Source organism: Bartonella sp. AA1HLJMS, from assembly GCF_042197445.1.
Lineage (GTDB): Bacteria > Pseudomonadota > Alphaproteobacteria > Rhizobiales > Rhizobiaceae > Bartonella.
In genome coordinates, this window is sequence record NZ_JBHIRW010000031.1 from 1 (window position 1) to 15030 (window position 15030).

General features: G+C 34.5%; 10 protein-coding genes and 2 pseudogenes. 7 read left to right on the top strand and 5 right to left on the bottom strand.

The features are described from left to right. The first annotated feature begins 39 nt into the window (after positions 1-39). From ACFIQE_RS07530 to ilvC, 4 genes are all read left to right on the top strand, one after another. Positions 40-414: a helix-turn-helix domain-containing protein gene (locus ACFIQE_RS07530; RefSeq protein WP_375648391.1), complete on the top strand. Its 375-nt coding sequence runs from the start codon at positions 40-42 to the stop codon at positions 412-414. A gap of 996 nt (positions 415-1410) precedes the next feature. Continuing rightward, positions 1411-2532 (top strand): ATP-dependent RecD-like DNA helicase, encoded by a 1122-nt coding sequence (locus tag ACFIQE_RS07535; RefSeq protein WP_375629922.1) that lies wholly within the window; start codon positions 1411-1413, stop codon positions 2530-2532. 83 nt (positions 2533-2615) lie between these two features. Continuing rightward, positions 2616-3350: a pyridoxine 5'-phosphate synthase gene (locus ACFIQE_RS07540; protein WP_375640999.1), complete on the top strand. Its 735-nt coding sequence runs from the start codon at positions 2616-2618 to the stop codon at positions 3348-3350. 1068 nt (positions 3351-4418) lie between these two features. Further along, complete coding sequence (ilvC, locus tag ACFIQE_RS07545) at positions 4419-5438, top strand: ketol-acid reductoisomerase (RefSeq protein ID WP_375612028.1); 1020 nt, start codon at positions 4419-4421, stop codon at positions 5436-5438. Positions 5439-5564: 126 nt separating this feature from the next. Here the strand turns inward: ilvC and ACFIQE_RS07550 are convergent, their stop codons facing one another. The 4 genes from ACFIQE_RS07550 to ACFIQE_RS07565 all read right to left on the bottom strand — a co-directional run bounded on the left by ACFIQE_RS07550 (position 5565) and on the right by ACFIQE_RS07565 (position 11390). Next, positions 5565-6956 carry an amino acid permease gene (locus ACFIQE_RS07550; protein WP_375612029.1) on the bottom strand — a complete coding sequence of 464 codons (1392 nt, stop codon included), beginning with the start codon at positions 6954-6956 and terminating at the stop codon, positions 5565-5567. 1014 nt (positions 6957-7970) lie between these two features. After that, complete coding sequence (locus tag ACFIQE_RS07555) at positions 7971-9371, bottom strand: amino acid permease (protein WP_375621689.1); 1401 nt, start codon at positions 9369-9371, stop codon at positions 7971-7973. A gap of 781 nt (positions 9372-10152) precedes the next feature. Further along, on the bottom strand, positions 10153-10785 hold the full coding sequence (locus ACFIQE_RS07560; RefSeq protein WP_375640997.1) for a LysE family translocator: 633 nt from the start codon (positions 10783-10785) through the stop codon (positions 10153-10155). Further along, positions 10782-11390 (bottom strand): fumarylacetoacetate hydrolase family protein, encoded by a 609-nt coding sequence (locus tag ACFIQE_RS07565; protein WP_375621691.1) that lies wholly within the window; start codon positions 11388-11390, stop codon positions 10782-10784. Before ACFIQE_RS07565 ends, ACFIQE_RS07560 begins: the two co-directional genes overlap by 4 nt. Positions 11391-12010: 620 nt before the next feature. On the opposite strand from ACFIQE_RS07565, the pseudogene ACFIQE_RS07570 reads away from it, so the two are divergent. The 3 genes and pseudogenes from ACFIQE_RS07570 to ACFIQE_RS07580 form a co-directional block, all read left to right on the top strand. Continuing rightward, positions 12011-12202, top strand: a pseudogene (locus ACFIQE_RS07570) (DEAD/DEAH box helicase family protein); the annotation flags it as partial. 90 nt (positions 12203-12292) lie between these two features. Beyond that, positions 12293-12559 carry a hypothetical protein gene (locus ACFIQE_RS07575; protein WP_375621692.1) on the top strand — a complete coding sequence of 89 codons (267 nt, stop codon included), beginning with the start codon at positions 12293-12295 and terminating at the stop codon, positions 12557-12559. 33 nt (positions 12560-12592) lie between these two features. Then, positions 12593-13123: a hypothetical protein gene (locus tag ACFIQE_RS07580; protein WP_375707455.1), complete on the top strand. Its 531-nt coding sequence runs from the start codon at positions 12593-12595 to the stop codon at positions 13121-13123. Positions 13124-14558: 1435 nt separating this feature from the next. Here the strand turns inward: ACFIQE_RS07580 and ACFIQE_RS07585 are convergent. Then, a pseudogene (locus tag ACFIQE_RS07585) lies at positions 14559-14856 on the bottom strand (hypothetical protein); the annotation flags it as partial. Positions 14857-15030 lie beyond the last annotated feature (174 nt).

Sequence of the window (15030 nt, forward strand, 5' to 3'; positions counted from 1 at the left end):
ATCAGAAGAAAATATTTCTTCTCTAATAGGACTTTTTATATGGTTACATCTTTTGGTAAAATTTTACGGAAACTTCGGGTTGATCATTCAGAACGCCTCTTAGATATGGCTAAGAAATTAGACATATCTGTATCATTTTTATCTGCTGTAGAAATTGGCAAAAAATCTGTTCCTGTAGAACTGGAAGAAAAGATCATAGAGCTTTATGGTTTAGATAAAGCAATGGCTTCTCTCTTAAAAAAAGAAGCCTATTCTTGTCGAAAAAGCATCATAATAAAACCTTCTACTCCGTTGCAACGTGAAACTGTTGTTGCGTTTATGAGACTTTTAGATGGCTTACATCAAGAAGCGTTAGCAGACTTCAAAGAAACATTAGAAACATTGTGCGAAGCGTGCTTTATAGAGAAATGTTAGAAAATCCTATTCCCTAACTTTTATCCACGTATCCCGTACTTTAAAAAAGATATATAAAATCAATTATCTATATAGATAAAAAGAGGTCTTGTTATTTCTAGCAATAAGAATAGCATTAATCAGTTAGTTTTTATAAACTTTAAAACATTGCGACAAAAAGAAAAAGTTTGACTCAGTAGATGGAGAATTGCGCTTTTCTCATATTCTAGAGGACGAACCTGAAGTGCTACGCTGGACTAAAGCCATGTCCCAGTTTTCTATAATAGACCACCAAGAAGGCCATACTTACGAACCATATTTTATTGTTGAAACAGAAAAAGCTACATATTTGTGCGAGATAAAGCGTGCTTCATATAAGTGTGATGTCTCTCTTTATTCGTTGAGATATCACTTATTTGTAGCATGAAGAGTAAATTTATTAAAATCATGATGAGAGGGAGATAGGAACTTTATAGGTGTATCATCATAGGATTAAGTCGTTTTGTTGAGAGCTATTTTTATTTCTGCTAAAAGGTTTTTGATATATTTAATTATTATTTCGTAATAGTGGATGTACTTTATTTTATGTGCAAGAAAGCTGATTGATTGTGTAAAATAGCGTTCAAAAATTACATTATTTTTATCCTGTTAAGGACATTTTTTCTAGTGAGGGTTTTGCAATTGCAATGCTCTTTTTCTCATTCTAAATTTTGGTTAGAAAAAGCGTATATAGGTGTTATTTTAAATTTAAGATATGCATCTTCCATTGTTGGTGTTACTGTTGTAAAAAATGATATTTTATTTGATACGCATAAGGTGTTACCAAGAAGATCGATGTATAGATAAAATTTAGATTGTTACAATATCTTGAAAAAACAATGGGTAAATAATTGATAATTGTGCTACGAAAGTTGTTAGATGGGCGTGTGTCAGCAATTCTTAATAAAAAGGTTTTTCTTGATAGTCGTTTTTTTTCAAAATACTGCTCTTTTTATGCAAATCTTATGTTGGTAAGCTATGCAGTTTTCGCCGGAACAGGATAATGCATTGAAGGCTGTTGCCGCGTGGTTGAAGGAAGGGCGTTTTCCTCTTTTTCGCCTTTTTGGCTATGCGGGGACGGGTAAGACGACGCTTGCACGCTATTTTGCAGAGACAGTTGATGGTTCTGTTCAATTTGCTGCTTTTACAGGGAAGGCGGCGCAGGTTTTGCGTTCTAAAGGTGCAAGCAATGCTTGTACGATTCATTCGCTAATTTATTGTCCGCGTGGAGAAGAGGAAGTTTCCGATGAAATAACAGGAAAAAAGTCTATTGCTCCAACATTTACGTTAAATCGAAGAAGTGCTGCTGCACAAGCTAAACTCATTATTGTTGATGAGTGCTCGATGGTAGATGAAAAATTGGCCCGTGATTTAATGAGTTTTCGAACGCCAATTCTTGTTCTTGGTGATCCAGGTCAATTGCCTCCTATATCAGGTGGAGGCTTTTTTTCTAATGGAGAACCAGATTTTCTTCTTTCAGAAATTCATCGGCAAGCGCGAGATAATCCGATTATACGTCTTGCTATGGATGTACGTGAAGGACGCGATATTGCTTATGGTGACTATGGAGAAGCGCGCGTTGTGACACGTAAAGAGGTCAATCAACAATTGGTTTTGGATGCTGATCAGGTCTTGGTAGGGGTTAATCGTACACGCCACCTTTATAATCAGCGTTTGCGTGTGTTAAAGGGATTTACAGCAGATTATCCACAAGCGGGAGATAAGCTGGTGTGTTTGCGAAATGATCCGATTAAAGGTTTGTTGAATGGCTCTTTATGGAAGGTGATGACTTCACAGAAGGAGACCGTTAAACCAAGTATTAATCTTCTTGTGAAACCAGAAGAAAGTGAGCGTGGGGTAGCAAAGATTAAACTTTTAAAAGCAGCGTTTGAAAACCCTGATCAAGAAATTTCATGGCAATTAAAAAAGCGATATGATGATTTTGATTATGGGTATGCATTAACGGTTCATAAGGCGCAAGGTTCTCAATGGAATAATGTCGTTTTGTTTGATGAAAGTTTTGCATTTCGTGATATGTATGCGCGCTGGCTTTATACGGGAATTACCCGCGCAGCAGAGCGTTTAACGATTGTTCGATAGAGAAAATATGTGTATCATCTCAGTTTCAGATGGAAAATGCCTTTTTTCTATCTTGTTACACACTATAAAAAATGGAAATGGGCATGGCGGTAAAACTTTCGGTTAATCTTAATGCTGTTGCTGTTTTGCGTAATCGACGTAATCTTCCGTGGCCAAGTATAACGAATATTGGGCATATAGCGCTTGCTGCTGGAGCAACAGGTTTGACGGTTCATCCGCGCCCTGATGAAAGGCATATTCGTTTTTCGGATTTGCCAGATATATACTGTTTAATAAAGAACACTTTTCCTACTGCTGAGTTTAATATTGAAGGTTATCCCAGTGATCAATTTTTGGATATCGCTGAAAATTATGCGGACCAGATTACCCTTGTTCCTGATGATCCAGATCAGTCAACGTCTGATCATGGGTGGAATTTTGCTCATGATGCAGAATTTTTAGCACCTATTATTCAGAATTTAAAAAAAAGAAAGATTCGTGTATCCCTTTTTGCTAATCCTGCTGTCGATGGTCTTGATATTGCTAAAGCAATGGGCGCTGATCGTGTGGAATTTTATACGGGACCTTATGGTGGTGCATTTCAGGATAAAACAAAACAAGATCAAGAGCTCAATAAACTTGTTTTAGCAGCAAGAAGAGCTAAAGAGTTGCAGTTAGGTATGAATGCTGGGCATGATCTGACACTTATGAACCTTCCTGCTCTGGTCAAAAGTATTCCTTGGCTTGATGAGGTTTCTATTGGCCATGGGCTTATTGCTGATGCATTAGAGTATGGAATGCATGATACTGTTCAGCGTTTTATCCGGTTATTATCGTAATCTTTGTTTCTCTATAAAATTGGGAAAAAATTTTTATAAAGCTTTATCAATTTATCTAAAAAACAATTTTATATATGTTGAGATAAATAGCACTATTAGCATACATTATAAAATATTCTATTTTCCTCTGTTTATTAGTAGCTTTCTATTTTTTGTGTTTTTTAGGGTATGAAATGCTTTTTTATTTGTACTATCCATTATGAGGAAGTTTTAAAATCTTCTTAATTATAATTTCTTTGAATGGAGAAGAAATAGGGTTTTGAAAGTATTTCCCTTATAAAGGAGTGCGTAGGATTTTAATGGATCAATACACAAATTTTCTTGATATTTGAGCGCATTTTTGGGTTATCTGTAAATAGTATAACGTAAAATCTCCTTATGAATAAGCTTAATGCAATAGGAGCTGTTAAATAGAATGATGATATCGACTTGTAGCTTTATGAAGTAAAGAGAGTGATGTGCAATAAATCTTACACTATTATAGGGAATTCTTGAAAAGGGCTTGAGCATATTAAAATTTTTTTATAAGGCGCCATAAATGGATAACATAATAGCCGTATGGGGGGCTTCTTCGTGTGAGAGGCGTGGATATTAAAGAACGTAAAAAGTAAAAACATCCTCTCTATTATTCTAAAGATATTGTTGTATATGCTTTTGAAGGTTGTATTAAAACAATACTTGTTATTTTGTAATTTTTCTTGCTATCCGTATTGATTTGGTTCATGTTAAAGATTGTATGTTGTATCTTAATTTTTAGAATATAGCGTTTTGTTGCACGATAAAAGAGTAGAATATTAGCTAAATTTTCTTTAGAAATCTTATTTTGTGTAATTATTGTTTTTGTAGAATAGCAGTTGAAGTTTATTTGGGGATCCGTATATGTTTTAGGAATGTTTGGGGACTACAGTTTTTTCTATGCAATATGTAAACTTTAAAATTATTCAATTGCTGTGTTCTTATAAGCGGTGTTTTTTGTCTTTATAAGTGTGTGATGCACTGTAGATAATGTTTCTTATTGAATAAAAATAATCTGAAATCCAGTTTAAATAGAGAAAGAAGGAATTTTTTATGCGTGTTTATTATGATCGTGATGCGGATGTTAATCTCATTAAAGGGAAAAAAGTAGCCATTGTTGGTTATGGTTCTCAAGGGCGTGCGCACGCTTTAAACTTGAAAGATTCTGGTGTTAAAAATGTGCAAATAGCTTTGCGTTCAGGGTCGGAAACAGTAAAAAAAGCCATGGCTGATGGTTTTGAAGTGGTGAGTGTTGCTGAAGCAGCAAAATGGGCAGATCTCATTATGATGGCAACACCAGATGAATTGCAAGCTGATATTTATAAGGAACATATTCATGATCATTTACACGATGGGGCAGCGATTGCTTTTGCGCATGGTTTGAGCATTCATTTTGGCTTGATTGAACCTAAAAAAAACGTTGATATTGTGATGATTGCTCCTAAAGGTCCAGGGCATACAGTTCGTCATGAATACCAACGGGGTTGTGGTGTTCCTTGCTTAATAGCGGTGGCGCAAGATGCTTCAGGGCATGCACATAATGTAGCATTATCTTATGCATGTGGACTTGGTGGTGGACGTGCAGGGGTGATTGAAACAACATTTAAAGAAGAGTGCGAAACTGATCTTTTTGGTGAACAAGCGGTTCTTTGTGGTGGTCTTGTTGAATTGATTCGAGCAGGTTATGAAACATTAACACAAGCAGGTTATGCACCGGAAATGGCTTATTTTGAGTGTTTGCATGAGGTTAAACTGATTGTTGATCTCATGTATGAAGGGGGCATTGCAAATATGAATTATTCGATTTCTAATACAGCTGAATGGGGTGAATATATGTCTGGTCCACGTGTGATTACGGATGAAACCAGAGCAGAAATGAAACGTATATTGAAAGATATTCAAACGGGTAAATTTACATCGAATTGGATTCAAGAATATAAAGCTGGTGCTGCTCATTTTAAAAGTATGCGGCGTTTAAATGATAATCATCCTATTGAAGAAGTGGGTAAAAAACTTCGTTCTATGATGCCTTGGATAAAATCGAATGCTTTGGTTGATAAAGAGCGTAATTGAAGATTCTACAGAGATATTTTGTCAATAGCTTTTATAATTTTATAGATAAATATAAAAAGGGTAACTTTAGTTACCCTTTTTATATTTTTTTTGTTTATATGTTTTTTGTAATATAAGCTTTATTTTTTAATTTTTTGCATAATTCTTTTTCCCAAAAAGAAAGTATACAATTCCTAAAAATATGAACCATGCTGGAGTGTATTTTAAAGCTATGGCAGTGTCAGCTTCTAATGACAATAAATAGATAATGAATGCAAAGAAAACAAGAAGCGCCCAACACATAACAACACCTCCTGGCATTTTATAAGGAGAGACAGTATGCTGGAGAGGACGATTGCGGCGATAGACGATATAGCTGATCAAAATGATAGACCATACAAATATAAACAAAGTTGCGGCAATTGTCGTAACAATTGTAAAAGCAGCTATGAGTGTTTGAGATAACGATACAACGGCATAACCAAATAAGATGCATATACATGAAAAGAATAATGCGTTGGCTGGAACGTGGTTACGAGAAAGTTTTCCTAAAAATTTAGGAGCACCTTTTTGTGTTGCTAGCCCATATATCATACGGCTGGTAGAAAAAATTCCACTATTTGCTGAAGAGGCGGCAGCTGTGAGGACAACAAAGTTCATCAAACCTGCAGCAGTTGGGATACCAATAAGTGCATACATTGTTACAAATGGGCTTTTTTCTGGACTGATTTGATCCCACGGCGTCACAGACATAATCACAAGAAGAGAGAATATATAAAAGAATACAATGCGGATTGGTATTGAATTAACAGCCTGTGGTAAAGCTTTTTGAGGCTCTTTTACTTCAGCAGCAGCTGTTCCAGCGAGTTCAATGCCAACAAAAGCAAAAATAACAATTTGAAATCCAGCAAAAAAGCCTGTAATTCCTCGCGGAAAAATATTCCCACCGTTCCATATATGGCTAAGAGAAGCAACCGTGCCGTTTGGAGAGACAAAACCGGTAAAGATCATATAAAATCCTACAACGATTAGGACTAGAATTGCTACGATTTTGATAAAACCAAACCAAAACTCAAGTTCGCCAAATAGTTTTACGGCGACGAGGTTAAGAATTAAAAAGGACATAAGACCAATTATAACAGGAATCCACGGATTGAGCTCAGGCCACCAAAAGTGTGTATAAGTGACAATAGCAATAATTTCAGCAGTTCCAGTGACAATCCAACACAACCAATATGTCCAGCCGATAAAGAATCCGGCACATGGCCCTAGAAGATCGGTTGAGAAGTCAATAAAAGATCGGTATTGTGTATTAGAAAGCAATAACTCTCCCATAGCGCGCATGACAAAGTATAGAGCACAACCAATAATTGCATAAACGAGTAGAATTGAGGGGCCTGCTACACTGATTGTTTTTCCTGATCCCATGAAGAGACCTGTTCCAATCGCTCCACCAAGGGCTATAAGTTGTATGTGTCGGTTATGTAGTCCACGTTGCAATTTCTTCTTAGGTTTTTTTTCTAAATTTTGTTTGTTCATTTTTGGGGAGTTCTCCTTAGTTATTTTTAAATAAAAATTACCCTAAAAAAGGTAATTCCTTCTATCGGAACACGCTATGGTTAAGGAGTAAAGGAATTTTTTTCTATGACTATATGTGAATAAAGCAAAAAAATTATTAATTAATGGAATAATTATTTTATATATAAAAAACAAAAGATAAATTGTATTATATTTTTTTTATTTTTTATGTTTTATACATAAGTAATATATATAATGTATAATATAATTTATATTATATATTATTATTATATGTATATAAATAATAATTTATATTTATGTATATTTGTTTATAGTAATTTTTATATAAATATCTTTATATTTAAAATTATTTATTTATATATATTGTTATCTATATAAAAATATAAATAAAATTGTAAACTTATTAAATATAAAACTTTGTATATAAATAAAATAATTTTAAATATTTAAACTATTATTTGAAACATTAAAAAATTTATTTTAAATTTACATTTAAGTATTAATATTTAAAATTTATTACAAATAGAAAAATATTTTCATAGAATCTTTTTTTATTGCAGATAGCTATTAAGATATATTCTGTTTAGAGCTATATTTTTAATTTTGATAAAAAATTGAATATAAATTTTTTTGGGGGGGAAAGTTTTAGATAAATCTCATGTTTTATTAGTAAACAATGTCAGTGAAGTTTATAGAGAATTTTTTACAGAATAGCTCGTTTCTTATCCTATTGTGCAGTAAAATACTGTTGTGTAGAGTAGTGATATAAAGCATATAACATTTTACGCATTAAGTATTTTTAGAATGGGTGGTGAGTGTTCAGGGCAGGGCTAGCCCATAGAGCCTTATGTAGGTGAACCATATAAATGATCAGCAGCATTCCCCCTTAATAAGCCGGATTGTTTACAAACCGGTGCCGGTAGGAATCGTCGTTTTTTGATGTTTGGGGAGGAGGTTAAGTAGAAAAAGGGTAACTAAAATTACCCTTTTTTGAGATGTTTTTATGTATAGACTTTATTTGTTACCTTGAGTTATTTTTTTCTTTACAAACATAAAATACATTATACCTAAGAAAACAAACCAGAATATACTATATTTTAAGGCTAGTAGAGTATCAGCTTCTAATGTCAACAAATAGAGCATGAAAACAAAGAAAACTAAAATTATCCCACACATGATAACACCTCCTGGCATTTTATAAATGGATTCAGCGTGTAGATGAGGGCGATTGCGACGATACACAATATAGCTAATCAAAATTACAGACCATACGAATAAAAATGCAATAGCTGAAATGCTTGTCACAATTGTAAAAGCACTTATGAGGCTTGGAGAGAGTGAGGCAATTGTATACCCTATTAAAATACATAAACAGGAAAAGAATAGAGCATTGGCTGGAACATGGTATCTGGAAAGTTTACCTAAAATTGGAGGGGCACCTTTTTGTGTTGCAAGTCCATATATCATACGGCTGGTAGAAAAAATACCACTATTTGCTGAAGAGGCAGCTGAGGTGATAACGACAAAGTTTACCAAGCCAGCAGCTATCGGAATGCCTGCAAGCCAAAACATCGAGACAAAGGGGCTTTTATCTGGAACAATTTGATCCCAAGGTGTGACAGACATAATTACAGCGAGAGAAAAAATGTAAAAGAGTACAATACGGACCGGTATTGCATTAATTGCTTTGGGGAGCACTTTTTTAGGTTCTTTTACTTCAGCAGCGGTTGTTCCAGCAATTTCTATACCAACAAAAGAAAAAATAGCAATTTGAAATCCAGCAAAAAAACCTGTTATTCCTCGCGGAAAGATATTGCCATCGTTCCATACGTGATTGAGAGAAGCAACCGTACCATTGGGAGAGGTAAAGCCCGTAACGATCATATAAAATCCCACAACAATTAATGCTAAAATTGCGACGACTTTGATAAGACCAAACCAGAATTCAAGTTCACCGAATAGTTTTACGGCAAAGAGGTTAAAGATTAAAAAGACGCTAATGCAGGTAAAAACGGTAAACCATGGATTGAGTGTTGGCCACCAAAAGTTCATATAAGTGATGATGGCAATAATGTCAGCAGCTCCAGTTACAACCCAGCTCAACCAATAGCTCCAGCCAACAAAGAAAGCGATTCCCGGTCCTAGCATATCGGTTGAAAAATCAATAAGAGATCGGTATTGTGAATTAGAAAGCAACAATTCTCCCATAGCACGCATGACAAAGTATAGAGCAAAACCGATAATAGCATAAACGAGTATGATGGAAGGACCTGCTACACTAATTGTTTTTCCTGCCCCCATGAAGAGACCTGTTCCAATAGCACCACCAATGGCTATAAGTTGTACATGTCGGTTGTGTAGTCCACGCTGTAACTTATTCTGAGAATTATCTTTTAAATTTTGTTTGTAGCTCATTTTTTGGGGGTTCCCTTTAATTATTTTGAGATTAAATTACACTAAAAAAGCATTATTTTGTATCGAAGCATGATATAAATGAGGTGTAAAGGAAAAAAACGTTTTTTATGATTTTGTGTGGATAAAGAAAAGAATATGTTTTAGGAATATGCTTTTGAAAAAAGAGAATGTTGTCCTCTTAAATAACGTAACAGATATTTGAATGGGGAGCTTTTTATTGTTATGAATAACAAATTAATTGTTCATTAAAAGACGTGGGGCTTTTAAAATTATTTCAGAAAGTTGTCAGGAGTTTTTATAATTTTTTGAAACTTATTATTTGTAATCAGTGCATTATTTATTATTATTCATAATGGTGAGAGTTTACTTTTTGCTCAAATAGCACTCGAGAGTTCTCATCTTAGTTTAAGAAACAATTTTTAATGGAAAATTAAAATGATTTTTAAATCATTTTTTTGTTTGTATGGTGCTATCATAAATCAAAAAGTTACTTTTGTTTCATAAACGAAAAGAGGAATATCATAGCTTATTTTTTTAAAGTGATGAATAAGGATTTTGTTTAGATATTGGTAACATTTTATAAAATATTGCGAGAAACTCACATTGTTTACACAAACGTCCTTGAGAGTATGATAAAGAAATGCAACGTAATTCAGTTATATAAAGAAAAAAAGAACTGGGGATTGTATAAGCTCTGTTAGAGATCTCACTATTCATAGTGAGAGACAGAATCAGGAAAAGATTGCTCTATTAACTTTACAATTTGTTATCAAAGATAAAACTATCCAAAGAAAATGAAAAAAGAAAACAGAGATAAAACTGTTCCTGTCGCAATGTTAATCGAGCCTTTTACCCGCTGCTTGTTTAAGGCGGTACTGGCAAATGATATAAAAATGGTCATTAAAGTAAACCATGCAAAGATGTTGAAAGAATGTATTGTGACAAGTTCAAAACCTTTTTTAATGCTACCTCCAGAAGCTAAGAATTTTGGAAAAGCTGCTATGTAAAATATAGATACTTTGGGGTTTAGTATTTGTGTCAGAAAACCGTCCATATAGCTGGTTAAAAGCTTTGTTTCACTCGTAGCATGCTTTTCATTCGTTGAACTTCTTTCTTTTGAATTTAAGCTGTGTATTCCAGATTTAATTGATTTAAAGCCCATGTATAATAAATAGCTGCCACCCATGAGTTTTACTAAAAAAAACAGCGTTTTGTTGTTGAGAATGAGCGCTGATACACCTAGTATGGAAAATGCCCCATGCACATATGTTGCTGTACACAATCCTAAAACGTTTACAAATGCGTTCTTTCTTCCCAATCTCGTTGCATTATCGATGATAAGGGACATATTCGGCCCCGGTGAGATGACTAAAAAAAATGAAACAATGAAAAAGGTCAGTATTTGATGATTCATTTTACTTTTAGCTCTGAAATTAATTGATTTTCGAGATACAATTCTATTCTGTCAAACTGAGAAAGTTTTCCGACACCCTGTGGAGTGCCTGTGTATATGAGATCACCACGTCTTAGCTGAATGTAGTGACTTAAAAATGAGATTATCTTCTCAAAGCTAAAGATCATATTTTTCGTATTGCCAACTTGTCTTGTTTCGCCATTCAACTTCATTGCAAAGGTTATTGGGTTGTTTATTTTTTCTTTGTTTATGAAGTCAGAGACGTATGCAGCGCCTTTAAATCCTTTCGATAAAAGCCAAGGAAGCTTTTTTTCTTTCAGTTTTGTTTGCAAATCCCGCGCGGTGAGATCAAGACCTATTGCTACGGCATCATAGCATTCTTCTGCTTCTTCCTCCATGATCATGAAAGCGTCCTTTGAGATTTTGAGTACAATTTCGGTTTCAAAATGTATTTCTTTGGAAAAATTAGGGAGATAAATTTCATTGCCTAAAACGAGTGAACTTTTTGGCTTGCTAAAGATAACGGGTTCATCTTCAACAACATTACCTAGTTCATGAACATGTTCAACATAATTGTATCCAACACAGTAGATGTCATTTATCATGGGAGCCCTCCAAATTTTTCATTTTCTCTTTGTATAGGCAAGAGAAAACTTTGCAAACAACATTTTTTCTTATATCGCGTTTTGCGTTTTCTGGAAAAGAAGCATTATGTGGGTTAATGACTAACCACGATGACAGCCCTTCGCATTATCCTCTTTTGAAGAGTGCTCAATCTTATAGTCTTTGAGATTATTTTCATTTTGATTGCTAATCTCCTGAAATTACTTTATTACTTAAAGAGTGATTTTGCTCGTCTACGCAGCGATTAGTAGGGTCTGAAAGCCCTAAAGTTCGATCATAAATGAGCCTACTCTGTGGGTGTCTCAGAATTATGGATATTTTTCTATGTCTAGGTGCTATGAGCACTAAAAGTAAAAATCTGGTTCGTATTCAATCCTTTCAGGCTCTCGGAATACTAATGCGAGGGTGCTCGCAACCGGCGGGGGACTTGAAAGTGAAAAGCAAAAAGCCACATTTTAACGACATTTCTATAGGCAAAAAATCGCTTTCAAAAAAAATGCTGGGAATGTCGTAAAAGCAATTAGGGCACCAATTAGGGATAACTTTTCAACAAATCCAAAAGTATGAGAAAGTCTGTGATGGTTAAAAAGAAGCAGACCGTGGCAAACTTATTATGGCATTTGGAACGGAGAAGATTTTTACCAGCTTTAAGATAGCACAACAAATAGCCGGAACTGGAGAGCGTGTTTTGTTTCTCGTGCCTTTTCTGGCTTTGATGTCACAAACGATAAGAGAATGGACACGCTATATAGAAGTACTGTTTCATTCCTTTGTGGTGTATTCTGATACATAAGTTGGCAAGAGTCGTAAAACAAAGATGCTGTTGTCGAACTCGATGTCTCAGATCTTGGCTCTATCAGCTACCAACTGATGTTCAAAAGCTTTGAAAAAAACAAATAAAGTCTTAGCGAATGCAATGACCGTGGTGTTTTCTACTTACCAATTAATCCAAGTGATTGCGGATGCGCAAGAGAAATACGGTTTATCAGAATTTGATCTGATCATTTGTGAAGCGGTGCAGGTTAAGGCAGATAAGGTAGAACCTTTGGTTGTAGAAGCCAAGGAAGTAGCTGAGACTGCGAAGATAACAGCGGAAGAAGCGATAAATGTTGCGGAGCAAGCAAAAGAAGAGGCTGATACGACAAAGTAAGGGCTTGGAGAGGTCAAGAGTTCATTAGACACGGTGACAGCAACGACAAATTCTGCGAATACAGCCGCCTCTGAGGCAAAAATGTTAGCGGAAGAAGCGAAGAGTGCATTGACAGAAGTTCAAGAGAAGGCACAGAGGAACAGTGACAGTCTTTCTGAACTTCAAAGTAAGGTAGGTTCTCTTTCCACTAATTTTTTAGAGAATGTGCGTTTTCATCAACCTGACAGAATTCTGGAAGCCGATCCGAAAAATAGAAAAGGTGTTGTGATCAATGACGGGGCATGTTTTCGCTTTTATCATGGTGGAGAGAATGGGGATAGGTCCATCTTTTACCGCGTTCTAGGGCGTGGAAGGATGACTTTTGACGAAGATCTTGAAGCAGGAAAGGATTATTATATATATCTCATCTTAAAAGATCAGACGAATGAGCTATCCTTTGAGCTTTCGCAAAATCCGACGGCTCCTGATGGCTATACAAAGGATAATTCTGAAAAGATCGGTGGATTTCATACGCTATGTGCGGATGTTGGTGAGATCGAAGGTCATCTCTTATCGGTCATATAAGATGTAATACTAAAAAACACAATAAAGTCAATAGTTGGAGTGTAATTCTTTTATAAGAATCCACACTTTTATGCATGATTCATTTGACTATTTTTTATATAAGATTGCCATGTATAAATAGACCATAAAAAGCAAATCATCATGTAAATGTTATAACGCATGTGTCATTCAAATGAAAAGCAGATATCATTCATAACAGTTTATAAATTTATGATACGTTTTTATCACAGCACAAATTACATTGTTTTAAAATTTAATTGTTTGGAATTATCGATAACATACGTTTAAAGATCACATCTTGTTTTAAAGATTGGATTGTTATCACATGATAAAAACATAAAATTACACTTCTCAAAATTGAGAAGCGTAAAATAGAAAGCTGTTATAACAGCATCATCATAACACCGAACATTTTAAAGATTACATAAAAGGATTTAAAGACAAGATCGCTTTTAAAAACGCTTTCTAAAAATTTAGAAACGATAAGTAAGCAGCATAAATATAGTATCATCACAACAGCTATGCTAATTTTTAAAAACGAAACTGTATTCACTTCCACAAAAAAATGGAAACGAACAATGCAATAGCAGTAGAATACTATCTACTTAGACATGGTACTAAAAAATGTTTTAAAAGTTACCGTTTAAAAGCACAGAGCCCAAATATGGACTGAGTGATTTACTCACCCCAAAATTGGGGGCAGCTATTGAGACAAAGATAAGCAAGCAAAATTCAAAAATATTTTAACATCATAAGGCATGGGATTTTACTTAATTTTGCTAGCCAAATATAGAGCAATTAATTGCAAAGAAGTTACATTTGAGTGCAAAATGAAAATACGCTTATGAAAGCTTTTCTAAATGCATGTTTAAACGTTTGAAACTGATGTTTATAACAGTTTTTAAAGCCTTGCGTTTGATAAAATCAGTTGTTTATTGTCTTATGAGAGATTGTTTTGAAAACCAACGCTCGTAAATGTAAAAAGCGGGTTTTGATAAAGCTACCAAGCATTTTGATAATGTGCTTTATTTTTTAAAGATAAAGACGTTATGATTGATACGTTTGATAGCCATAAAAGCGTTTATAGGCTCTCTCATTCAAATGAGTGATTAAAGATCATACGCAACATTTACATTTCTTTTGATAAGTTTTATATCTCTCATAAAGCACTTGTAATATGATACGTTTTGTATATATGCACTGATTACTCCATTGTGGATGATTCATTTTAATCAATAAAAAATGCTATTTGAAAGCCGCGTCATATCACTTGGCGCGGCTTTTTTTTATTTTACTCTCTCTTTTATGATATGTTTATAGCAATGCGTTTTATATGCGTTTATACACCATAAAAAAGGCACGCCCCCCATATCTATTTTTATTCTGTTTTATCAGTTATATTGACAACATTATCCCTTTCATACACCTCACAATTTTTTGGAACGACACTTACTTTACTTTGACTGTTTAATTTTGCATTGCCATAGGCTTTACCCCAGACCTTGGCATGATAGGAAACCTTGGCATTGCCATAAACCCACGCATTATCATACACCCAGAAATTGCCATCATGGGATAAGTTACTTTCCTTTTCGATATAGCCCTCCCAGATCACCTACTTTGACATCATCAAAGTCTTTTAAAGCTTTAATGCGATAAAGGTTTGTAATTTTCTTAGTAATTCTATCTTTAATTTGTTTGATTTCATTTGTTAATTGGTATTTTTTGCACATAAAGATACCCTCACAATCTAATATGATAAACGTTTGCTAAAATTTGGAAGAGGAGCGCCCCCGCCACGCCTGTACTTTCATTTACACCGCTTTATTGATTAGACCCAGACAATCTCTAATTCACCATAAGGAGAGAGACGTTCAGTATAGGTTTTTATTTTAGTAGACCCGCCG